16 protein-coding genes are annotated in these 21,338 nt (G+C 68.1%); 10 read left to right on the top strand and 6 right to left on the bottom strand.

Annotated features, from left to right (window positions below):
* Positions 1–114 precede the first annotated feature (114 nt).
* The 3 genes from D450_RS31020 (at position 115) to D450_RS0122855 (ending at position 9,349) form a co-directional block, all read left to right on the top strand.
* Positions 115–1,131: a serine/threonine-protein kinase gene (locus D450_RS31020; protein ID WP_051063645.1), complete on the top strand. Its 1,017-nt coding sequence runs from the start codon at positions 115–117 to the stop codon at positions 1,129–1,131.
* 222 nt (positions 1,132–1,353) lie between these two features.
* On the top strand, positions 1,354–4,209 hold the full coding sequence (locus D450_RS0122860; RefSeq protein ID WP_017540960.1) for a DEAD/DEAH box helicase: 2,856 nt from the start codon (positions 1,354–1,356) through the stop codon (positions 4,207–4,209).
* 181 nt (positions 4,210–4,390) lie between these two features.
* A complete protein-coding gene (locus D450_RS0122855; protein ID WP_017540959.1) occupies positions 4,391–9,349 on the top strand; it encodes an Eco57I restriction-modification methylase domain-containing protein in 4,959 nt (1,652 codons plus the stop codon).
* A gap of 9 nt (positions 9,350–9,358) precedes the next feature.
* On the opposite strand, the gene D450_RS31015 is transcribed toward D450_RS0122855, so the two are convergent.
* The 3 genes from D450_RS31015 to D450_RS0122840 all read right to left on the bottom strand — a co-directional run bounded on the left by D450_RS31015 (position 9,359) and on the right by D450_RS0122840 (position 12,841).
* On the bottom strand, positions 9,359–10,024 hold the full coding sequence (locus D450_RS31015; RefSeq protein WP_017540958.1) for a hypothetical protein: 666 nt from the start codon (positions 10,022–10,024) through the stop codon (positions 9,359–9,361).
* Between the two features lie 63 nt (positions 10,025–10,087).
* A complete protein-coding gene (locus tag D450_RS0122845) occupies positions 10,088–11,029 on the bottom strand; it encodes a 5'-methylthioadenosine/S-adenosylhomocysteine nucleosidase family protein (RefSeq protein ID WP_017540957.1) in 942 nt (313 codons plus the stop codon).
* A 48-nt stretch (positions 11,030–11,077) separates the two neighbouring features.
* Complete coding sequence (locus D450_RS0122840) at positions 11,078–12,841, bottom strand: hypothetical protein (protein ID WP_017540956.1); 1,764 nt, start codon at positions 12,839–12,841, stop codon at positions 11,078–11,080.
* Positions 12,842–12,926: 85 nt separating this feature from the next.
* Here D450_RS0122840 and D450_RS0122835 point away from each other — a divergent pair, with 85 nt between their 5' ends.
* Positions 12,927–13,646, top strand: coding sequence for an NUDIX hydrolase (locus D450_RS0122835; RefSeq protein WP_051063648.1), 720 nt, complete (start codon positions 12,927–12,929; stop codon positions 13,644–13,646).
* Positions 13,647–13,737: 91 nt separating this feature from the next.
* Here the strand turns inward: D450_RS0122835 and D450_RS0122830 are convergent, their stop codons facing one another.
* On the bottom strand, positions 13,738–13,986 hold the full coding sequence (locus D450_RS0122830; RefSeq protein WP_026128720.1) for a DUF397 domain-containing protein: 249 nt from the start codon (positions 13,984–13,986) through the stop codon (positions 13,738–13,740).
* Positions 13,983–14,840 carry a helix-turn-helix domain-containing protein gene (locus D450_RS0122825; protein ID WP_026128719.1) on the bottom strand — a complete coding sequence of 286 codons (858 nt, stop codon included), beginning with the start codon at positions 14,838–14,840 and terminating at the stop codon, positions 13,983–13,985. Before D450_RS0122825 ends, D450_RS0122830 begins: the two co-directional genes overlap by 4 nt.
* Before the next feature lie 211 nt (positions 14,841–15,051).
* On the opposite strand from D450_RS0122825, the gene D450_RS0122820 reads away from it, so the two are divergent.
* From D450_RS0122820 to D450_RS0122795, 6 genes are all read left to right on the top strand, one after another.
* Positions 15,052–15,609: an ATP-binding protein gene (locus tag D450_RS0122820; protein WP_026128718.1), complete on the top strand. Its 558-nt coding sequence runs from the start codon at positions 15,052–15,054 to the stop codon at positions 15,607–15,609.
* Between the two features lie 471 nt (positions 15,610–16,080).
* Positions 16,081–16,248, top strand: coding sequence for a hypothetical protein (locus D450_RS34190; RefSeq protein ID WP_017540951.1), 168 nt, complete (start codon positions 16,081–16,083; stop codon positions 16,246–16,248).
* A 367-nt stretch (positions 16,249–16,615) separates the two neighbouring features.
* Complete coding sequence (locus D450_RS0122810) at positions 16,616–17,326, top strand: DUF5710 domain-containing protein (protein WP_017540950.1); 711 nt, start codon at positions 16,616–16,618, stop codon at positions 17,324–17,326.
* A 291-nt stretch (positions 17,327–17,617) separates the two neighbouring features.
* Entirely contained in the window at positions 17,618–18,784 is a 1,167-nt protein-coding gene (locus D450_RS0122805) for a DUF262 domain-containing protein (protein ID WP_017540949.1), read from the top strand.
* Positions 18,781–19,926, top strand: a complete 1,146-nt coding sequence (locus D450_RS0122800) for a DUF3696 domain-containing protein (RefSeq protein WP_017540948.1) — start codon at positions 18,781–18,783, stop codon at positions 19,924–19,926. Before D450_RS0122805 ends, D450_RS0122800 begins: the two co-directional genes overlap by 4 nt.
* On the top strand, positions 19,901–20,872 hold the full coding sequence (locus D450_RS0122795; protein ID WP_017540947.1) for a hypothetical protein: 972 nt from the start codon (positions 19,901–19,903) through the stop codon (positions 20,870–20,872). Before D450_RS0122800 ends, D450_RS0122795 begins: the two co-directional genes overlap by 26 nt.
* Positions 20,873–20,939: 67 nt before the next feature.
* Here the strand turns inward: D450_RS0122795 and D450_RS0122790 are convergent, their stop codons facing one another.
* The gene (locus tag D450_RS0122790) at positions 20,940–21,323 is read right to left on the bottom strand and encodes a hypothetical protein (protein ID WP_017540946.1); all 384 of its coding nucleotides are present in this window, start codon (positions 21,321–21,323) and stop codon (positions 20,940–20,942) included.
* Between the last annotated feature and the right edge of the window lie 15 nt (positions 21,324–21,338).

The following is a 21,338-nucleotide window of genomic DNA, read 5'->3' as shown; positions in this document are numbered from 1 at the left end:
CCTTACACTGGGCATCCGGACGTCGGATTCACGGGCCACTCCGCGCATGTTCAGGGGCCGCCCCTGCGCATGCCCGGCCCAATCCCCCAGATCGGCCAGATTGGCAGGTGCCCCGTGGAAGATCTCACCCCCGCCGACCCGCGCCGGATCGGCGGCATCGACCTGCACGGACGACTCGGGCGCGGGGGCATGGGGCAGGTCTACCTCGGCACCACCGAGGACGGCGAGCGCGTGGCGGTCAAGAGGCTCCTCGAAACCCATGCCGACCGCGACGACCTGCGTGTCCGCTTCGACCGCGAGATCGCCGCGATGCGGATGGTTCAGGGGCCCGGAACCGCCGCCCTGCTGGACGCCGCCTCTCCTGACGACGACGATCCCTGGCTGGCCATGGAGTTCGTTCCGGGGCTGCCGCTCAAGGACCACGTCCAGCGGCACGGCACCCTCAACGCGTCCTCCGGAATCGCCCTCGCACTCGTGCTCGCCGACGCCCTCGCCGAGATCCACGCCGCCGGCATGCTCCACCGGGACCTGAAGCCGAGCAATGTGCTGATGGGCCCCGAGGGCCCGCGCGTCATCGACTTTGGCCTCGTCGCCCTCGGTGCCCCCGGTGGCGAGTACACCGCCACCAACGCCCAGCTCGGCACCCCGGTGTGCATGGCCCCTGAGCAGGCGGGCACTCCGGACAAGGTCACGGCCGCCGCCGACGTCCACGGGCTCGGGGCCACCGTGCTCTTCGCGCTCACCGGCCACTACCCCTACAAGGGGTCCACCATGCCGGAGCTGGTCGGCGCCCTCACCAACCCCGCCGTGAGCCCCGACCTCGACGGGGTCCCCGACGACGTCAAGCACCAGATCGGCCGCATGCTCGCCCACGACCCGGCCGACCGGCCCACGCTGGACCGGATCCGTCCCGAACTCGTCGAGCGCCTGGCCGGATACGGCCAGTCACCCGCCGCCGCACGGGTCGACCTGGCCCGCCGCACCTACACACCGCAGGCCGACGACCTCGACGACCGCCCCCTCGCCCGACGTCCGCGCAGGTCGAGACGGTCGGCTCCGCAGGTGTCGCTCTCCGCCGAGCTCCCGGTCGTCCGCAGGACCGCCGAGCGGCTGCGCCGCGCCTACGCGTGAATCCGGGTGACCGGGTCAACCGGTCACGGCCACTGGCAGTCTTGTTACCGGAGGCGGTCTGCGGTGGCCGCCGTGCGCTCGTCATCGTGCGCCGGTGCCGCCGGACCCCCACCCTGAGGTCGGCCCGCTCCGGGCGCCGTTCCGCGACCGCCGTGTCGCGTGCGTGGGCCCCGGGCACGACCAGGACACACCGCTGGGACGAGCAGGACGAGAGGGAGCGGAATGGCGGACGGCACGGGCACCACAGCGGAGTCGACCCCGTTCGCGCCCGGCGCGCGGATCGAGGTCCGCGACGCCGAGTGGATGGTGCGCACGTGCGTCCCCGCGGACGCCCCCGAGGACGGCTACATCGTCCGGGCGGTCGGCGTCTCGGAGTTCGTCCGCGGCGAGGACGCCGTCTTCTTCACCGGCCTCGAAGAGCGCGCGGGCGGCGCCGTCCGCCAACTGCGCCCGGAGGAGACCGAGCTCGTCACCGACCCGTCCCCCCGCTTCGCCCGCAGCCGGCTGTACCTGGAGTCGGTGCTGCGCCGCACGCCCCTCCCGCAGTCGGAGCGCGGTCTGGCGATGACCGGCAAGTTCCTGCTGGACGACCACGTCTACCAGCAGCGACCCGCCGAGCTCGCCCTCAAGGGCCTGCGGCCGCGCATCCTCCTGGCCGACGTGGTCGGGCTCGGCAAGACCCTGGAGATCGGGCTGATCCTGGCCGAGCTGATCCGGCGCGGCCGCGGCGACCGCATCCTGGTCGTCACGCCGCAGCAGGTGCTGGAGCAGTTCCAGCAGGAGCTGTGGACCCGGTTCGCGATTCCGCTGGTCCGTCTGGACTCGGTGGGCCTGGAGCGGATCCAGCGTGAAATCCCCGCAGGCCGCAACCCCTTCCTCTACTTCAAGCGCGCGATCATCTCCGTGGACACCCTGAAGAACCAGGGCAAGTACGGCCAGCACCTGCGCAACATGCACTGGGACGCGGTCGTCATCGACGAGTCCCACAACCTGATCAACGAGGGGAACCTGCGCAACGAGCTGGCCAAGCTGCTGGCCGCGCGCACCGATGCGCTCCTCCTGGCGAGCGCGACCCCGCACAACGGCAACGCCGAGTCCTTCGCCCAGCTCATCAGCCTGCTCGACCCGGCGGCGATCGCCGACCCCACCGAGTACGACGCCGCCGACATCGACCACCTCTACATCCGCCGCACCAAGGTCGACGACGAGGTGAAGGCGCAGATGGGCGACAAGTGGCCCGAGCGCGGCCCGTCGGAGTCGGTTTACTGCCCGGCCACCGAGGCCGAGGAGCGCATCTTCGCCGAGTTCGCCGGGACGTGGTTCGGCGGCCAGGCCCTCGACGGGGGCCCTGTCGTGGGCAACGACCGGCGGCTGTTCCCTTACACCCTGCTCAAGGCGTTCCTCTCCTCGCACAAGGCCCTCGCCTCCACGGTGGACAAGCGCCTCAAGACCCTCACCGACCGCGAGTCCGGGCAGGTGAAGGACCCCGCCAACGCGCGCGAGCACGAGGCGCTGGTGCGGCTGTCCGAGCTCACCGGCCAGATGGGCGACGACGACTCCGCGAAGCTCACCGCGCTGGTCGACCAGCTCAAGGAGATCGGGGTCGGCAAGGGCAGTGCGACCCGGGCGGTGGTCTTCTCCGAGTCGGTCCCCACGCTGGAGTGGCTGAGGAAGGTGGTGCCCGGGAAGCTCGGCCTCGCCGACAACCAGGCATCGCTCCTGCACGGCGGCATGTCCGACCAGGACCAGCAGAGGATCATCGAGGACTTCTCGCTCGCCGACTCCAAGGTGCGGATCTTCTTCACCGGCGACGTCGCCTCCGAGGGCGTCAACCTGCACCGCCAGTGCCACCACCTGGTCCACTACGACCTCCCGTGGAGCCTGATCCGCATCGAGCAGCGCAACGGCCGCATCGACCGCTACGGGCAGACGCAGCGCCCGCAGTTCAAGGCGCTGGTGGCGACCTCGCAGGTCGACGGCGCCATCGATGACACCAGGGTCGCCGAGAAGCTGCTCAAGCGGGAGGAGAAGGCCCACCGCAGCCTGGGCAGCGCCGAGGCCGTCACCGGCCTGTACTCCGCCAAGAAGGAGGAGGACCGGCTGATCCACGACCTCCTCAGCGGCAAGGAGGTGGAGGAGTCGCTCGCGGGCGCCGAGCACGACTTCATGGGCGACTTCTTCGGCGGCGGGATCGGCGTCCCCGAGGGCGCCGCCCCTCCCGGAACGGTGGAGGCCCCGCGCCTGTTCGACTCCACCGAGGCCTTCGTCCGCACCGCCCTGGACACCGTCTGCGCTGACCTGCCGGTGGACGACGACGGCGTGCTGCTGGCGTTCGAGCCGCCCAAGGACCTGGCGAACCGCCTCAACGCGCTGCCCGCCTCTTACCTGCGTACGCACAAGGTGAAGGAGCGGCTGCGGGTCACCTTCGACGCCGCCCTCGCCGACGCCAAGCGTGAAGAAGCGCGCAACACCAAGACGACCTGGCCGGAGATCGGCTTCGTCAGCGACCTGCACCCGGTGGTGGAGTGGCTGGTCGACAAGGTCCAGGTGCAGCTGCACCGCAGACAGGCCCCGGTGATCACCGCTGACATCGCCGCCCCGGCCGTGCTGGTGCAGGGCATGTGCTCCAATGAGCTGGGGCAGCCGACGGTGGTGCGTTGGATGGCCGTCACCGGCCTGCCGCACGAGCCGGGCGTGGATGACATGTTCGAGGTGCTGAAGCGCGCCGGCGTGGGGCCGGACATGAACAACACCGGCGGTGTGGACGACCTGGAGCCGCTGCGCAAACTGGTGGACCCGGCCGTCCGGGCGGCCCGTGAGCACCTGGAGGCGCACCGGGAGGCCCACGACGCACAGATCGCGGCGGACCTGGCCGAGCCCAAGCGCAAGCTGGAGAAATGGCGCCAGGAGAGCCTGGAGGGCCTGGAAGGGCTCGAAGGCTCGTCCCAGTGGCGCGCGCAGCGCAAGCGCGGCGAGGTGGAGAGCACTGTCGACGAGCAGCAGCGCCTGATGAAGAGCCTGACCACGGCCGGGGAGCCGCTGCTGCGCGTCCTCGCGGTCCTGGCCCCGCGCCCGTGATGGGGGCCGTGGAACGGGCGGCGGAGGCCGCCGGAGGAAGCGCTCCGGTCGGCTCTGCCGGTCCCGACGACACCGAACGCACTGACTCCACGTACTTCACCGGCCCCGCGGCGGCGCCCCCGCACCGCCTGCGGGGCCGGGACGACGCTTCAACGGACGACGCCGCTTGGGAAGGGGCATCGTGAGCTACGATTCGCTGGTCAACCGCGGCGACTACTTCTCCGCGCACTACCTGGCCGAGGTCCTGCCCAAGCGGCTCAAGGGCAAGGACGGCCAGTGGCGCGCCTGGGACGAGCGCGAGAAGCAGGAGCGCGAGCGCGTTGGCAAGGGGGGCCGGGCCGAGGCTGTCACGCCGCGCGCGGGCCTGCGCGCCCTGAAGACCCGCTACTTCGACGAGCGGTGGTACTTCGCGAACTACCTGGAGAACCGCCGCGAGGGCGTGGCCGCCCGCCCGGATGAGGCCGTCGCGCATGGCAAGCGCCTGCACGAGCTGCACCGCGAGGTACTGGACGCGCTCGGCTACAAGGTGCAGCCCGACCCGGTCGAGCGGACGATCGAACGGGAGAGCGCTGACGGCGACGAGCCCCTGCGCGTGCGCGTCGCCCACAGCGAGCCCACCATGGTCGCCATCGAGTGCGGTTGGGCGCCCGACGTCGACGCCGCGCTGGACCAGGAACAGGCGGGCCGACTGCTGGAGCCCGTGGAACTCGGGTCCCGGGAGACCCTAGAGACCGGCACCAAGCTCGCCTCGTGGCTGCTCAACACCGACCCGGACCTGCGGTACGTGCTGATCCTCGCCGGCGGCGTCGTCGTCCTCGCCGACCGGGCCGCCTGGGGCGAGGGGCGGTACCTGGCGGCCAGCCTGGACATCGCCCTGGGGCGCAGCGGCGGCAAGGACGACGCGGAGCTGGGCACCATCGCGTCCCTGTTCGGGGCGGAGACCCTGCTGCCGCCGGAGGAGGGCGGCGCCGAGGAGATGACGGCGCTGCTCGACGCCTCCCGCCAGCACGCCGTGGGGGTCTCGTCCGACCTTCGCGAGGGGCTGCGCGAGTCCGTCGAGATCATCGCGAACGAGGTGTTGGACCGCCTGCGCGAGCAGGGGGTCTCGCCGTCGCGGATCCCCGAGCCGGAGCGGGGCGCGGAGGACGTGCCCACCGACTTCGCCGGTGAGCTGGCGCGAGAGTCGCTGCGCTACCTGTACCGGATCCTGTTCCTGCTGTACGCGGAGGCCCGTCCCGAGCTGGGCGTGGTGCCCGCCGACGACGAGGCCTACGTGCAGGGCTACAGCATGGCGCGGCTGGGCGACCTGGTGGTGCACGACCTCGTGGGCGAGGAGTCGCGCCGGGGGACGCACCTGTACGAGTCGCTGGACCTGCTGTTCCGGATGGTCAACGAGGGGCACCGGCCGCGCGGGAGCGCGGCGGGCGAGGACCTTTCGGGCCTGTCGGAGGGGGAGGGCCTGCGCTTCGAGGCGCTGAGGGCCGACCTGTTCGACCCGGCGCGCACCCGCCTGATCGGGAACACGAAGCTGGCGCACCCGGACTTCGACCTGGACGACCCGGCCTCGCCGCGCCTGGACACGCGGCTGCGGAACGAGGCGCTGCACAAGGTGCTGCGGCTGCTCATGCTGGCGAAGGGGAAGCGCAAGGAGCGCGGCGGGTTCATCTCCTATGCGCAGCTCGGCATCAACCAGCTCGGCGCGGTGTACGAGGGCCTGATGTCGTACACGGGCTTCGTCGCCGAGGAGGAGCTGTACGAGGTCGCGAAGAACGGCGATCCGAAGGACGGCTCGTGGCTGGTGCCGGCGTCGGCGTTGGAGGAGTCGGACTACCCGGACGACGTGTGGGTGTACCGGCGGGACGAGGACGGCAAGAAGACCGACGAGCGGGTGCGGTACCGGCCGGGCGCGTTCGTGTACCGGCTGGCCGGGCGCGACCGGGAGACGAGCGCGTCGTACTACACGCCGGAGTCGCTGACCCGGACGACGGTGCAGCTGACCCTGCGCGAGCGCTTGGACCAGGACGGCGAGACGACGCCCGCGCGCGAGCTGCTGGACTGGACCATCTGTGAGCCGGCGCTGGGGTCGGGTGCGTTCCTCAACGAGGCCATCAACCAGGTGGCGGAGGAGTACCTGCGGCGGCGCCAGAAGGAAGTGGAGCAGGCCGGGGAGCAGGACCGGTACGAGCCGCTGACCCCGGAGAACTGGAAGGAGAAGCTCCAGGCGGTCAAGGCGTACATCGCCTTGCACAACAGCTATGGGGTGGACCTGAACACCACGGCGGTGGAGCTGGCCGAGGTGTCGTTGTGGCTGAACGTGATGCACCCGGGGATGCAGGCCCCGTGGTTCGGCCTGCACCTGCGGCGGGGCAACTCGCTGGTGGGGTGCGGGCGTCGGGCGTATGCGCCTGAGTGGTTGAAGAAGGCGGCGTGGCTTAAGGAGGCGCCGGAGGATCTGCACCTGGCGTCGGACGCGCTTCCGGACAAGTACGTCCACCACTTCCTGCTGCCTGCGTACGGGTGGGGAGCGGTCGCCGGGGAGCGGGAGGCGCGGAACCTCGCCCCGGAGGACACGAAGAAGCTGGCCGACTGGCGCAAGGCGATGCGCAAGGCGCCGTCGGCGACGAAGCCGCGAGGGCAGAAGCGGTCGCAGGTGCAGCGCTTGCAGGGGCTCGCTCGGAGGGTGGAGCACCTGTGGGAGCTGGTGGTGCGGCGGCTGGAGATCTCCGAGTGGGAGATCAGCCGGCGGGTCGACGTGTGGGGCGCCGACGACCTCCGCCATCCGGAGGACGCGGTGCCGAGGGAGAAGGTCCTGGAAGACCTGACCCAGAAGGGCACGCCGTACTGGCGGCTGAAGACGCTGATGGATGCGTGGTGTGCCCTGTGGTTCTGGCCGGTGGATCGGGCCGGGCTTCTGGACGGCAGCGATGAGGAGTACGAGCGCCTGAACCAGTCCCCGGACGTGAGCCAGCCGGGCGGGGATGGGTCGCTGTTCGGTGTCGGGCCGAAGGCGACGCCGCTGGCGGATCTGGACGACTGGCTGGAGTTCGCCGAGGCACTGGTGGGCACGGCCGAGGTACCGGAAGGGTCGTTGGTGGCCGAGTTCGGGTCACTGGCGGATTTGGATGCTTATGAGGATGAGCTGCCGCGTTGGACGGGGATGGGAGATGAGTACCGCCTGCCGGAGCGGTTCCCGTGGTTGAAGACGGTCGAGGAGATCGCGAAGAGGCAGGGATTCTTTCATTGGGACTTGCAGTTCGCGCACGTTTTTCTGCGGGGCGGATTCGATGTCCTAGTAGGTAACCCGCCTTGGGTGAGGCCTGACTGGGACGAAGATTCAGTCCTTGCTGAACATGACCCATGGTTCAAACTCTCTGAGAATGCCTCGTCTAAAAACAGAAGTAACAGAAAATTCCGCTTGCTTAGCAGGGCGCAAACGTTCACTTACTTCTTGGGTGAGCTTTCGCAGATATCGGGTGTAAGTGACTTCATTGCCAGCCGTGCAGTCTATTCTTTGCTGGCGGGGACTCGGCCGGATCTCTACCGGGCCTTTATGTGCACAATATGGAGGTCGCTCGGATGGCATGGGAGCGCCGGTCTAATTCACCCTGATTCGCATTTTGGGGGAAAGAAGGAAGCTACGCTCCGAAGTGCCGCATACAAGCGTTTGAGGGTGCATGCAGGGTTTATTAACGCCGCCAATTGGGCATTTCCTGATCTAAGTCGAACCCAAGAATTTGGGATTCACGTCTATGGTCCTCTGCGGAATAGGATTTCTTTTGAACATTTTAGTGAGCTATATAGCGCGGCAACCCTTATGGAGTCTCTTGCTCATAGTGGCAGCGGAGCGCTTCCTGGTATCAAATATAATGGAAAATGGGACACGCGGCCACATGCTGCGCGTCGGATTGTCGTTACTGCTGAAGTCCTAGAAGAGTGGCAAAGAATAGTGGGCGGGGTCGGCTCTCTGGTGGAAGACACCCCACTTCTTTACCCTGTGACGACTTCTGAAGCAAGAGCAATCGAGGCGCTGGCTGTGTACGGCGACCGTCTTGATCGTTCTTCTCCGCGTATTAGCTCGGGATTTAATGAAACAATCGCTAAAGATATCGGCATCATTCGAGCAAGTACTGGGCGGCCTACTCAACTGTCGTCTGTTATATTGCAGGGTCCTCACCTTGGCGTAGCAACTCCGATCGCAAAAGAGCCACCGTATTTTAAGAGCTCGGACCAGCCTCGGGACCTACGTGTATTGCCAGCGAATGCGATCCCTGCCACTAACTACCAACCGGGGGATAGTCACGATGCCTATATAGGGGCACAAGATCTATGGGGTGGGAGGCCTTATACGGAGTATTTCCGTGTCGCGTGGAGGGCGATGATCCCGTTTAATGGTGAGCGTTCCCTTTTTGCATCTATTATTCCCCCAGGGCCTGCCCATGTTCACGCTGTTCATTCTATGGCATTGTCTACGAACCTGGAAACGGCTGCCGTTGCAGGGTTTTGGGCATCGCTCCCCCTCGATTACTTCCTTCGCATTACTGGGCGTACGCATCTGCAATTTGCCGAAGCACACAACATGCCAAGTCCTTCTATTGGGCATCCGCTAGTTTCTTCATTGCTTATGCGAACTCTCCGCCTAAATTGCTTGACTGGTGCATATTCTCCTTTGTGGAATGAACTATATGACGCCAACTGGGGTAGAGAGTGCTGGGCGGTAGAATGGCCATTCTTGCCTTCATTGGGAGGGGTTGGTTCTGAGTGGAGCTATGCAACGCCCTTGCGGACGGAGTACGAGCGGCGAGCGGCATTGGTTGAACTTGATGCCCTTGTGGCGGTCTGGCTCGGTATGAGCGAAGAAGAACTGATTGCCGTGTACCGATCTCGGTACCCAGTACTCGCAGACTATGAGTCGCGGATCTGGTTCGATTCAAAGGGGCGGAGGATTGCCGCAAATCATAATGCCTACGGTTTCGGTCAGTCAAAGGAGGAATATATTCAACTAGAGAAGTATTTGGAGTCGCCGGAAAATGATTCAGTGCCTGAGGGGTATGAAGCGCCTTTTTACAGGGCGGACCGTGTAGGTGAATATCGCCAGGCACACGCCTACTTCTCGGAGAAGCTTCGGGCTGCCAGTGAGTGACCGGGCTGGTCATCTCGTGCTCCCCGTCGTCGTGGGGCTGCCGTGCCACACCGTGCCGAACACCGCGAGGGCTGCGTCGTAGAGCACCCCCGGCCGCTTAGCGTAGATGCACGGTGACCCCCGTCCATGCCTCCCCCGTTCATAGAAGGTCAGGTACGCGCCCTCATCCGTGGCGATGACTCTGAAAAGGTGCGGCAGCTCGTACCTCCGCAGTTCCACGCTGCTGCGCTCGCGGGCGATCGCGCCTACATACGCCGCGTTCGTGTGCACCTGTTCGGCGAGGATGTCGGTCTCCATCCCCGGGTCGCTGTCCCGCAGCTCCCGTGCGCGGCGGTCGAGCCACGAATCCGGGTGCGAGTCCGCTGTCGGCAGCAGGATGTGCGCGGACTCGAGGCCGTCTCCCACACCTGACCGCAGTGGGGCGAACGCCTCCCGCGTCAGTGCGTTCCCCCGGCCCGCGAGAACCTTCACCCACCGAGCCCGGCGCAGGTCCCGCGCAACGTCGGCTTCGGCGTCCTGCTGGCGCAGGTAGACCCGCCGAATTCCCAGACCCGTCCATCGGGAGACAACGGCCGTCAGCCAATCCCGAGCACGCACCGAGACCAGGCGCACGGCGACGAACACCAAGGCGCTCGCGGCAAGCGAGCTGGCCATCCCTGATACGAACGGCTCCATGGTCGCCCTCCTCTTCTCCTGTGGGGGCGGCCCGGCCGGGCCGCCCCCACAGGGACAGGTGCTTCAGCGCAGGTAAGGGATCAGCTCGCGGGCGACATAAGCCGCATTGCGGGCCGCGAGGGAGTGGTACGCGTCCCCCTTCTCCCGGTCGGCGCGGTCGGAGATCCCGCGGACCACCACCCACCCCGGGTTGCGCACCGGATCGACCGAGTTCTCCTGCCAGTACTGGCTCAGCCCGCCGGCCTCCATGTCGAGCGCGAGGATCTTGTCGTTGAAGCCGGTCAGGTACTTCCGGATCTCGCTCTCCTCATAGGCGACCACCGCTTCCCCCGAGCCGATCGGGGACGGGAACACCTGGAACTCGCGCCCCTCGAACCCGTCGGCCTGGCCGGGGATGGGGGCAGGTTCACCGTTCACCGTGAAGTAGGTATTCACGCCGTGACAGATCACGGCAGGCGCCTCACGCTCCTCGCCCCGGCGAATGGTGCCGCCTGCGGTCTCCTTGCGTGGTTCGTAATAGACTACCCGGGTGCCGGTCACGACGTCGCCGATGTCGGGCGCGTCGTCCCCCTGCCCGATGCCGCCGCCGATGCCCACCATCACCAGCACCTCCGGGTCGTAGTGGCGGCGCAGGTTCTCGCATGCACCCATGGCCGAACGCTGCCCCTGGGCGCTGGCCCGTGTGGCGACGACCGACATCGAACCGTCCCCGACCTTGACCTCGCCGGTGGCGAAGAAGAGCCCGCCGACCCGTCCGGGTTCCCAGTCCAGGCCGAGGACGTCGTTCACCGCACGTGCTTCCTCCGCCAGGATGGTGATGACCCCGATGTCCCAGCACTGACCGTAGGAGTCCTCCGATTCGGCGGCTTGCACTTCCATGGGAACCGACCCGTTGTTCACCACTGCTCCGCGCCCGATGGCGTTGTTCGACATGGTGTTGGTACCGCCGAAGTTGGCGATCCCCTCGACGTTGTACGTGCCGCTGTTCTTTCCGTCGTTCTTCATCTTCGGAGTCCTTCATCTAGGGGGAGCCGAGTGCGGTAGAGGAGGCCGTCACTGTGGAGCCACCTGTCCGGCCTGCTGGGCCTGCATGGTGTTGTTGGCCTGAGCCCCGAAGCCGATGGCGTTGTTGGCGAACTGGTTCATCCCGCCGACGTTGACGACGCTGGCGTTGATGATCTGCGTGACCCGCTCCTCGAAGTCGGCTGTGTCGACCTCATGGGCCACGAGGAAATCCCGAACGGAGTTGAGGAGGTGCTTCTGGACGATCTTGATGTGGTCGGAGAGCCTCGTCTGGTCGAGCTGCACGTCGCCCAAGTCCTCCGCGCACTGTTCGCGCACGGCGGTCTTGGGGCCGATCAATACGCCTCTGAGTCTGACGAGGGACCAGTCCCGCTGGGCCCACAGCCCCCAGAGCAGCTGGACAGGCAGCTTCGCCAGGCGATGAAGCCGACCGCACTCGCCCGGCAGGGTTCGTACTGCCCGGAGCGCAGCGAGAACGATCGCAGCGGCGCCGAACTCCGCGTAGCGATTGATGCGCTGGAACTCAGGAAGGGAGCGGGGCAGGGCGCAGGCGGCCGAGTCGAGGCTCAGCGTGCGGCCCTTGAGGCTCACACGCAGTAGGACCGTGCTCACCAGCTCTCCGCCGGCCGAAGAGGCGCTGGCCTCCAGGAAGTGATGGGCCTTGTGGTCGACCGTGTCGATGATGCGGTCGAGCTCGGTGCGGGCGACGTCGGCGTCCAACAGGCTGCGATCGATGGTCATGTCCGTTTCCGAGACGTAGACGCGGTCCCGGATCTGGCACTGAAGGCGGACGTCGTCGGTGTCGCGGTCGAGTTTGGCCATTGACCTACGGAGATGATCGACCAGTTCGTGCGCCTTGAACGGCGGTACCTCGAACTCCCGTTCCTGCCTGCTCTCGTCAGGGCTCTCGGCGCGCCGCATCAGCTGCACGGTGATGGGCGGGTTCCAGAGGCTGACGATGTCCCCGGCCCCGACGAACGGGGAGACCCGCCCGTACAGCGACAGTCGAGGGAGCGTCCCATCGGTGTCCTTGAGGGCATCGTCACCGCGGCGGTAGACGACACAGACGGGGTCCTGCTGGTCGACCACCATCTTCTCTCGCGGGGTCTTACGGGCGGGCCGCAGGTCGTCGCGGGTGCGGAGCCGATTGACCAAGTACTGGCGCACCGCACCGATCGTTCCGACGGCGAAGACGAGCCCCAGGAGGACCTCGGCTGCCAAGGCCGTCTCTTCCGGCCGGAGCACCCAACTGAGGGCCGTGAAGCCGAGCAGTAGGACGCCCGCTTTGAAGTACCTCTGGTAGCGCAGAGGGATGAGCCGCCAAAGGGCGAAGCCGAGCGGATCGTCGAGGATCTTGGGCCGGAAGGAGGGCATGCGGAAGCGGGCCTTCTCCCTGTCCTCCTTGAGTGTGGAGGAATCATCGAAGGCGCCCCACACGGCCCTCTTCGCCCGGCGGACTTCGACGTGCACGGCCAGGCAGGCCGACAGCGCGAGCCCGACCAGTACGGCGCTCCACGGGTGTCCAGTGACCCAAGGCAAGAGCACGGCCATGACTATGGCCAGGTGAACGGAGGCTTCAAGGGCTCGGGCAATCCATGCGTGACGCATGACCGGGACCAGGTCGAAGTCGTAGGACGGGGCGAGCCGCCGGTGGGCGGCGTTGTGGACCCGGATCACCAGGTCGCTGAACGCGCGATCGGAGTAGACACCGGCACACAGGTGGCGGGTGGCCGGAGTGTGTTCGGAGATGGGGGAGTAGTGGCTCTGATCTGGGATGACGTCGGTGGTGCTCATGCTGTCCCGCCGGTTCGTCGATTAGAGTCAAAGTGACCATAAATCGCTCGACGTATTTAAGTCAAGATGACCTTTAGGGGTGGCGATGGGACCCTCCAACCGACCCGACCGACCGGTCTCGCCCGCGTGGGTGACCGTCGACCTGGCGATCTTCACGATTCGTGACGATGGCCTGCACGTACTTCTGATCGAGCGTGGCAAGCCCCCTTATGAAGGGAGGTCGGCGCTCCCCGGCGGCTACGTCGGCACCGACGAGGGACTGGAACACGCGGCCTGGCGGGAGCTGAAGGAGGAGACGGGGGTCGACTCGCGCGATCTTCACCTGGAGCAGCTAGGGGCGTACGGGGCGCCTGACCGGGATCCTCGGGGGCGGGTTGTCACGGTCGCCTACCTGGCCCTCGGGCCGGAGCTTCCGGAACCGGTCGCCGGGACCGACGCCCGGCGGGCGCACTGGATCCCGGTGAAGAAGGCGCTCGATGCGGACGGCGCGCACCTGGCGTTCGACCATGCGGTCATCGTGCGGGACGCCCTGGAGCGGGCGCGGACGCAGTTGGAGTACACGACGGTCGCGTCCGCGTTCTGCCCCGAGCCCTTCACCATCAGCGACCTGCGGCGGGTGTACGAGGTGGTGTGGGGGCAGGCGCTCGACCCCAGCAACTTCCGAAGGAAGGTGCTCAAGGCGGAGGGGTTCGTGGTCGCGACGGGGGAGCGCACCGCGCCGAGCGCGGGAAGGCCGGCGGCCCTGTACCGGCGAGGGGAGGAGAAGCTGCTGGCTCCGCCGCTGATGCGGGCTGATTCGGAGTGATGAAGAGGTGGCCCCGTGGTCGTCCACAGGGTGTGGGCGACCACGGTCGCGTCGGAGTGTTCAGGGGGGCGCAGGCGGGGGGCCGCGAGGACTACAGGTCGGAGGTGCGAACGGTGGTGAGGAAGGCGTCCCACTCGGTGGGCGGGAAGGCGAGGTGGCCGAGTTCTGGATGCTTCGAGTCGCGCAGCGCGGCGCCAGTAGGAAGAGCAGTGGCCTCGACGCAGTTCTGGTCCTGTCCACTGTGGCTGCTCTTGTGGAAGTCCGGTACGTGGGCTACCTCCACGCACTCCTGCCCTTGGGCGCTGTAGCTGCTCTTGCGGAACTCCAGGCCACTCATCATCTCGTGCTTTCTAGTGACTGCATGACATCGGCGATGAACTCGTCTGAGAGGGCCGTGGACAGTGCCACGCCCTGTACGTTGCTGAAGGCCACGTTATATCGCTCGATGTCGTCCAACTGTTCCAGATAGAGCCCGTCCATGTTGGTCTCCACATGGACGATGGGTTGGTCCTTCGGCTCGGGGAAGTCGAGGATCGTGAAGGGCCCTGCCAGCGCGAGGTGGGCGCCTGCTGAGTACGGAAGTACCTGGATGTCGATGTTATGCCGGGCCGCCATGTTCCTGATGTGCGTGAGCTGGTCATGCATCACTTGCGGGCCGCCGATGAGGCGGCGCAGCGCCCCCTCGTCGATGACCGCCACCATGTGGGGTGGCTTGACGCGGTTGAAGATCTCACGTCGCTTCATCCGCGCTTCCACGCGGCGCTGTACCTCGTCCTCAGGTATCACACGCCCTGCTCGGAACACTGCGGCCGCGTACTCAGGGGTCTGGAGTAGCCCGGGGACGGTCAGGCCCTCGAAGCGCCGGATCATCGATGCCTCGGCCTCCCAGTCCGGTAGAGCCTGGTCGCCGAAGACGTCACGGTACTTGGACCACCAGCCGCGTTCCTTTGACTGGCGAGCCAGTTCATGCATTGCCTGCCTCGTGCTCTCGTCGACCTCGTAGAGGTCCGCGAGCGAGTCCAGGTCTGTGTGGCGGAGGCGGCGAGCGTCTGCGGTCTCGATCCGCCCCAAGGTCGCACGCGGCACGCCGGCCGCCTTGGCTGCGGCCTCCAGGGTGAGTCCTGCGTCTTCGCGTAGGCCGCGCAGGACCCGTCCGAGGCGTCGTCGGCGAACGTTCGGGCTCTGGTTGTCCATGGGCGCCCACCAAAATTTATGGGAATCTCGTGATTCAGCTTGTAAACTCAGAATCTGAGTTTAACATGGTGAGTGTCAGGCGATCGTGGCTCACGTTCGATCCAGTGCTCCAGGATCCACCATGTTCTTCCTGTGTGTTCGAGGTTTCGTGAGCTGGGTGATCGGTCCTTGCCGTCAGTCCTCTCGTCCGCCAGCGCCTTCAGGAGCCACCATGCCCGCTCGCGCTACCCTCGATCAGCTACCGTCCGTAACCGTTCCGCTCTCGCTGCTCGTGCCCTGGCAGAAGCAGCACTACTTCACCCCCGCCCGCCGCGTGCCCTACCGGCGCCGCGCCTTCACCTTCTGGGGTGACCGCGCCCTCTTCCCGCTCGTCCACACCTTCCTGGACACCTGCGCCGCCGACCAGACGCGCGACTACCGCTACGTCTTCAACCTGCTCGGCACCGAACTCGCCGCCAACGCCGTCCGGCACTCCCGCTCGGGCGCACCCGGCGGCACCTATACCCTGCGCGTCGACCGCTGTTCGACCGGGCTCACGCTCACCTGCCGCGACGGCGGCCACCCCGACATCAGGCGGTGGGACATCCGCGACCGCTGCTACCTCGCTCCCGCGCCCGACGGCCTCCGACCCGATACCGAATCCGGCCGCGGCCTGGCCCTCGTCGACGCCCTCGCCACCTCGTGGGGAGACAACGGGCTGCCCACCCACCGCCACGTCTGGTTCCACCTGGCCTACGACATGGCCGATAGCGCCTGGTCCGCGGCCTGACGGCGGCGGCCGGCCTCAGGTCCCAATGAAAACGGCCCGGGTAGGTGCGGCAACACCTCCCGGGCCCAGATCCCAACCCACTTGCGAAAGAAAGGTGCGGAATCGATGGCCGAGGTTATCGCTCTTCCCGTCCCCACCGCCATCCCTGCTTCGGCTCGTACCTCCGGGGCCCACCCCGAAGGCGCCGTTCGCTCGGCTGGCGCGGGCTCGGAACACGGTCCCCGCGACAACGGCACCCCCGCCCCGGCTCCCCTGGGCACCGGCCACGGGCCGTCCGGCTCCGCCGCTCCCGAGCCGTCCCCGAACCGTCGGCCCGCGTCGCCGCCCTCCGGGACCCCCTGCGCCGCCTGTACTCACCCGCCCTGTCGTGCGCTCCGCTCCGAGGACCAGGTCCGTCGCTGTGGCCGCACGGCCGAGTTCGCCGCCGAGCACCGCAAGGCGGCGGCCCTCCAGGCGCGGTACCGCCACCTGGTGATCTGGTTCGGCGAGGCCACCCAGTCCTACTGGGCCGCCACCTCGGCCGGGCTCATCGAGGGCGCCGATGTCGACGCCCTGCTCATCGCCCTTTGGGCCGCCGCCTCCAGCGCGGCTCCGCGCGGTGCCGCCCCGGCCGTCCCGCCGCTCCCGGCCGCCGCCTGAGCACGCCTCGATGATGATCTCGGGGAAGTCGGGCTTATCCGGGCCGTCATAAGCCCGACTTCCCCGAGATCGCCGACTGGACCGTGCCGGAGGGGCGCGCGGCGGGTGGGCCGAAGGGTGATGCCGAGCGGAGCCGCACCACCCAAGCGGCCGCTACGCGTCCCGGAACCCCTGCGCCACAGGGGATGCGTCCGGTTGCGGCCAAGTCGGTGCGCGCGCATCCGCACCCACCATAGGTTCCCTCCGAGGTGACGGAAGGCGGTCCTTCGGACCGCCTCTGCCCCTGCATGCCCGCCGCCCCCGAACACCCCCATCGCGCTCCCGCGAACGCCCCTGCACCACGGCGACCACGGAAGGTTCAGACAGCGTGGCCGAACGGATCTGGCTCGACGTCCCCTACAGCGAGAAGAACCAGGCCAAGGCGGCCGGTGCCCGCTGGGATCCCCAAGCCCGGCGCTGGTACGCGCCCCGCCCCGGCATCGACGCCCTCCAGCCATGGGCGGCCCGCCCCGAGGTGCCCGACCTCCTCCCCGGCGAGGACCGCTCCTTCGGTTCCGGCCTCTTCGTCGACCTGGTGCCCAGCTCCTGCTGGTTCACCAACGTCCGCTACTGCGTCACCCAGCAGAACTGGGAACGGCTCCGCCGGATGCTTCTGCGCCGCGCCGGCCACACCTGCGAGATCTGCGGCCGGGGCGAGGACCGCGCCACGAGGCGCTGGCTGGAGGCCCACGAGCGCTGGGCCTACGACGAGAACCGCCTCGTCCAGTCCCTCCGTCGCCTGATCTGCCTGTGCACTGACTGCCACCGCACCACCCACTTCGGGCTCGCGCAGATCAAGGGCCGGGCCGTCGAGGCATTCGACCACCTGCGCGCCGTCACCGGCATGACCCCCGACCAGGCCGACGCCCATGTCCGGCAGGCGTTCGCCGTGTGGGAGGACCGCTCCGCCCGCTCCTGGACGCTCGACCTGTCCATGCTCACCGACGCCGGGATCACCCTCGCGGAGCCTCCGGACCGGAGCCGCCGCGGCGGCATCGCCGCGAGCGAGCTGGAGCAGACGCGCCGAGCGGGGGCGTGACGGCCGCCCTGCGGGACGCCGACCCTCCCGAGAAGACCGGTGCGGGTCGGACGCCGGCTCGCCCTCCGGGCGAGGAGGGCCGGGCGCGTGGCCGATGGCCGCCCCGGAAACCGACGCGGGCCCTGGGCCCGCGAAAGGCCGGCCCCGGTGTCCGCTTCCGGTCAATGATCGAGGACCATCGGCCCCGCGCACGCCTGTGGTCACAGCGCGTCGCCTCGTAGCCTGATAAGGGATGGGCGGCTGTGCCGGGCACGGCGCCCGTGAGGCGTGTGCGAAGTGAGGAATCCGTTCATGGTGGTGCAAGACGAGACGTTCGTTCCCGAGATCATCGAGGAACACGTCGACAACAGGGGAACGGGCGTGGAGGCCGAACAGCTTCCCGAAGGCGCCGAGATCAGCTCGGACAAGCCCTGGAACCCCGACGAGATCCGGGTCAGCACCAAGCAGTTCTCGCTGCGCAACACCATGGACATGATCGAGGACGGCTCCCTGGAGCTGGCCCCGGAGTTCCAGCGCAACCGGGTCTGGAAGACCCCCCAGAAGTCCCGCCTGGTGGAGTCGGTCCTGCTGCAGATCCCCCTCCCGGCGTTCTACTTCGCCGAGGACGCCGACGGGATGCTGCGGGTCGTCGACGGGCTCCAGCGGCTCTCCACCATCAACGACTTCGTCCGGGGCGAGGACGGCGGCGGGTTCGCGCTCAAGGGCATGGAGTACCTGGCCAAGGAGGAGGGCAAGCGGTTCGCCGAACTGGCCACCCCCTGGCAGCGGCGGATCAACAACGCCCAGATCGTCGTCCACGTCATCGACCCCACCACCCCGAGCGAGATCACCTACGACATCTTCAAGCGGATCAACACCGGGGGCACCCCCCTCAACGCCCAGGAGATCCGCCACTGCATGAGCAAGGAGCGCAGCCGCCGCATCCTCCGCGAGATGGCCGCGACCGAGGAGTTCAACGCCGCCACCGGCGACCTGTACAACCACGTCCGGATGGACGACCGGGAGATGGCGCTCAGGTTCACCGCCTTCTGGATCTTCGGGGTGGACGAGTACATCAAGCGCCCGGTGATGGAGCGGTTCCTCGAACGCGCCACGGCCTGCCTGGACGATCCGGCCGAGCTCCCCGACACCAAGGTCGAGGAGCTGAAGAGGGCGTTCTCGGTGGCGATGCGCAACTCCCACCTGGTGTTCGGCAGCCACGCCTTCCGCAAGTGGCCGCACGGCGAGGAAGGCCTCAACCCGATCAACCGGGCCCTGTTCGAGACGTGGTCCATCGCCCTCGCCGACTTCTCCGAGGGCGACCTGCACCGCCGGCGCGACCAGATCGCGGCCGAGGCCCGGCAGATGATGACCGAGGACTTCGACTACCTCAACGCCATCACCTCGGCGACGGGAGGCGCGCAGCGGGTGCGCTACCGGTTCGACGCGGCCCGCCGTGCGGCGAAGGCGGGCCTGTGATCACCAAGCTGGAGGTCGCCAACTTCAAGCGCTTTACACGGGCCGCGTTCGACCTCCGCCGCCTGACCGTGCTCAGCGGGCTCAACGGAGCCGGGAAGAGCACCGTGATCCAGGCCCTCCTGCTGGCCCGGCAGATCTCCGAACCGCACAGCGGCAACGCGATCCAGCTGAACGGCCCGTACGGCCTGGCGCTGGGTGAGGCGCAGGAGCTCCTGCCCTTGGACGCGGACGGCCCCACGATCGAACTCGGGCTGTACAGCGGCCCGCAGTACCGGCACTACCGCCTGTCGGTACCGGAGGAGCGCGCCCTGTTCCTCCGGCTGCAGAACGAGTACGAGACGCCGCTGCCCGAGTTGACACGGACGGGCTTCGGCTTCACCTATCTGGGCGCCGAGCGGCTGGGGCCGCGTGACCAGCTCGGCGTCTCCGCGGCCGACGTCGCCCGGATCGGCGTCGGCCACCAGGGCGAGTTCACCGCCCAGGTGCTCGCGGTGAACGAGACCCGGCAGGTGCCGGAGGCGGTGCAGCACCCGCGCACCGCCGAGCAGTACGGGGTCACGACGCTGCGCACCCACGTCGAGGGCTGGGCCGGCGACATCGTGCGGCCGCTGCGCATCAACGCCGCATGGCCCACCGGGCTGACCGCCAGCACCATCCGCTTCCAGGAGCCCGGGGTGTACGGCGAGCCCATCCGGCCCACGAACATGGGGTTCGGCGTCTCCTACGCCCTCCCCGTCATCGTCGCCGGGCTGCTGGCCGAGCCCGGCGGAATGCTGATCGTGGAGAACCCCGAAGCGCACCTGCACCCGGCCGGACAGTCGCGCATCGGACGCTTCCTCGCCCGGGTCGCGGGCTCGGGGGTCCAAGTGCTGGTGGAGACCCACAGCGACCACGTGCTCAACGGGGTCCGCCTGGCCGCCGCGGAGGAGGGGACGGTCGCAGGGGCGGACGTGTCCATGCTCTACTTCGGCGGCACCGGTGGTGAGCCGTCGGGCATCGGCCCCGGTGAGGAGGGCCCCGGCGCCGTCTCCATCGACCTCAAGGCCAACGGCGAAGTGGCCGAATGGCCGGCCGGTTTCTTCGACCAGCTCGAACACGATCTCGGGAGGTTAGCCCGTGCCCGACGCCGCCGCCGTCCATGAGCCCTTCCGGTACGTCGTCGCCGAGTCGAGCCTGGACTTTCGGGGCCTGAGCGGAGATGAGCTCGGCGACCTGCTCGACCGGTTCAACGAGGCCCTGCTGGAGCTGCAGGAGGACGCCGCGGTCGCGGTGTGCAGCCTGGTCTTCGACACCGAGTGCGACGACGGCCAAGAGCTGTGGGAGTTCCTGTTCGGCCCCGACGCGCCGCCCGTCCCCGCCGACACCCGCCGCCTCCTGGCACGGCTGCTCGACAGGTGCGCGAGCTGGGACGACGAACGGTACGGGGACGTCGGCACCGTCCCCGACGCCGTGCGGGTCGACGGCACGGACACCGACGGCGCCTGGTCGGTCGGGTACGCGCTCGTCAACGCCTCGAAAAAGCACGGAACCGGGTGCGTTTCCTTCGGGGAGCGGCACCGCTCATGGCTCCCGGTCTCGGACGGGGAGCGCACAGGAGAAGTCTGCTTCCTCACGCGCGCCGAGGACCGCACCGGCTTCTGGCAGGGGCTCTTCTCCCGCGAGGACGTGGCAGAGGACCGGTTCCTCGACTACGCGGAGCGGGCCTTCCCCAACCTGGTCTGCGCGCCCACGCTCCGGTTCCGGGCCTTCGACGGCGCCTACCGCGACCTGAGGGACGAGGTCGTCGGCGTGCTCGCCGCGATCGACGGCCACTTCGCCGAGGCCCTTGAGGCCTGCAAGGGGCAGCCGTACCAGGTGCAGTCCTATCTGGGGCGGTGGGGTCTGGACGTCTCGCCCGAGAGCCCGAACACCAGGAGCAAACCGAAGGCCATGGCCCAGCGGGACGTCCAGTACAACGGCGAGACGTTCTCCTGCGAATGGCACGCCAAGATCGAGCGGCACCGCAACCGGGTGCATTTCAGCCTGCCCAGGGAGGAGTTGGGAGGCCGTATCCTGATCGGCATCTTCGCCGACCACCTGGACACGTGACGGCGCCCTTCCCCGAGAGCGGCGGGCCTGTGTCCTCGCGCCTGTCCCCGTGATCGCCGGGCGGTGGTCAACGACCGCCGACGATCTGGGCGATCAGGCGCAGTTTCTCCGCGCTCTCCGCGTCGCCACCACGCCCTGAGACCGCTCCGACGAGGAGTTCGTCGCCGCGGCGCGTCGGTTCGAGCACCGCCGTGATCAGCTCGCCGACCGGAGTGTTCTTCAGGTACAGGCGCACCTCGGCGTCCTGGTTCCCCGGCAGGGCGGGCGGCAGGTGCCCGATTCCGTGGTCGTTCAGCCGCTCGCTGATCTCTTCGCGCACCTTGGCCCCCAGCCGCAGGGCGTTGTGCAGGTCGCGGAGGCGCCCCATCCCGGTTCGTCCGAAGTCGCCGTGCTCCACCAGTGCATCCCGCAGTCCGGCATAGGTCGTGACGCCACCGAGGAACAGGTCCACGTTCCGCCTTTCTCC

Origin of the sequence: Nocardiopsis halophila DSM 44494, from assembly GCF_000341245.1 — a bacterium.
Taxonomy (GTDB): domain Bacteria; phylum Actinomycetota; class Actinomycetes; order Streptosporangiales; family Streptosporangiaceae; genus Nocardiopsis_A; species Nocardiopsis_A halophila.
This window is presented reverse-complemented; position numbering and strand designations above follow the sequence as displayed.

Excerpts from the sequence above, each read along its gene's own strand:
- D450_RS0122835 (WP_051063648.1), top strand. The coding sequence starts at position 12,927 with ATGGGACCCTCCAACCGACCCGACCGACCGGTCTCGCCCGCGTGGGTG.
- D450_RS0122820 (WP_026128718.1), top strand. The coding sequence starts at position 15,052 with ATGCCCGCTCGCGCTACCCTCGATCAGCTACCGTCCGTAACCGTTCCG.
- D450_RS0122805 (WP_017540949.1), top strand. The coding sequence starts at position 17,618 with ATGGTGGTGCAAGACGAGACGTTCGTTCCCGAGATCATCGAGGAACAC.
- D450_RS0122825 (WP_026128719.1), bottom strand. The coding sequence starts at position 14,840 with ATGGACAACCAGAGCCCGAACGTTCGCCGACGACGCCTCGGACGGGTC.
- D450_RS0122830 (WP_026128720.1), bottom strand. The coding sequence starts at position 13,986 with ATGATGAGTGGCCTGGAGTTCCGCAAGAGCAGCTACAGCGCCCAAGGG.
- D450_RS0122840 (WP_017540956.1), bottom strand. The coding sequence starts at position 12,841 with ATGAGCACCACCGACGTCATCCCAGATCAGAGCCACTACTCCCCCATC.
- D450_RS31015 (WP_017540958.1), bottom strand. The coding sequence starts at position 10,024 with ATGGAGCCGTTCGTATCAGGGATGGCCAGCTCGCTTGCCGCGAGCGCC.
- D450_RS0122845 (WP_017540957.1), bottom strand. The coding sequence starts at position 11,029 with ATGAAGAACGACGGAAAGAACAGCGGCACGTACAACGTCGAGGGGATC.
- D450_RS0122860 (WP_017540960.1), top strand. The coding sequence starts at position 1,354 with ATGGCGGACGGCACGGGCACCACAGCGGAGTCGACCCCGTTCGCGCCC.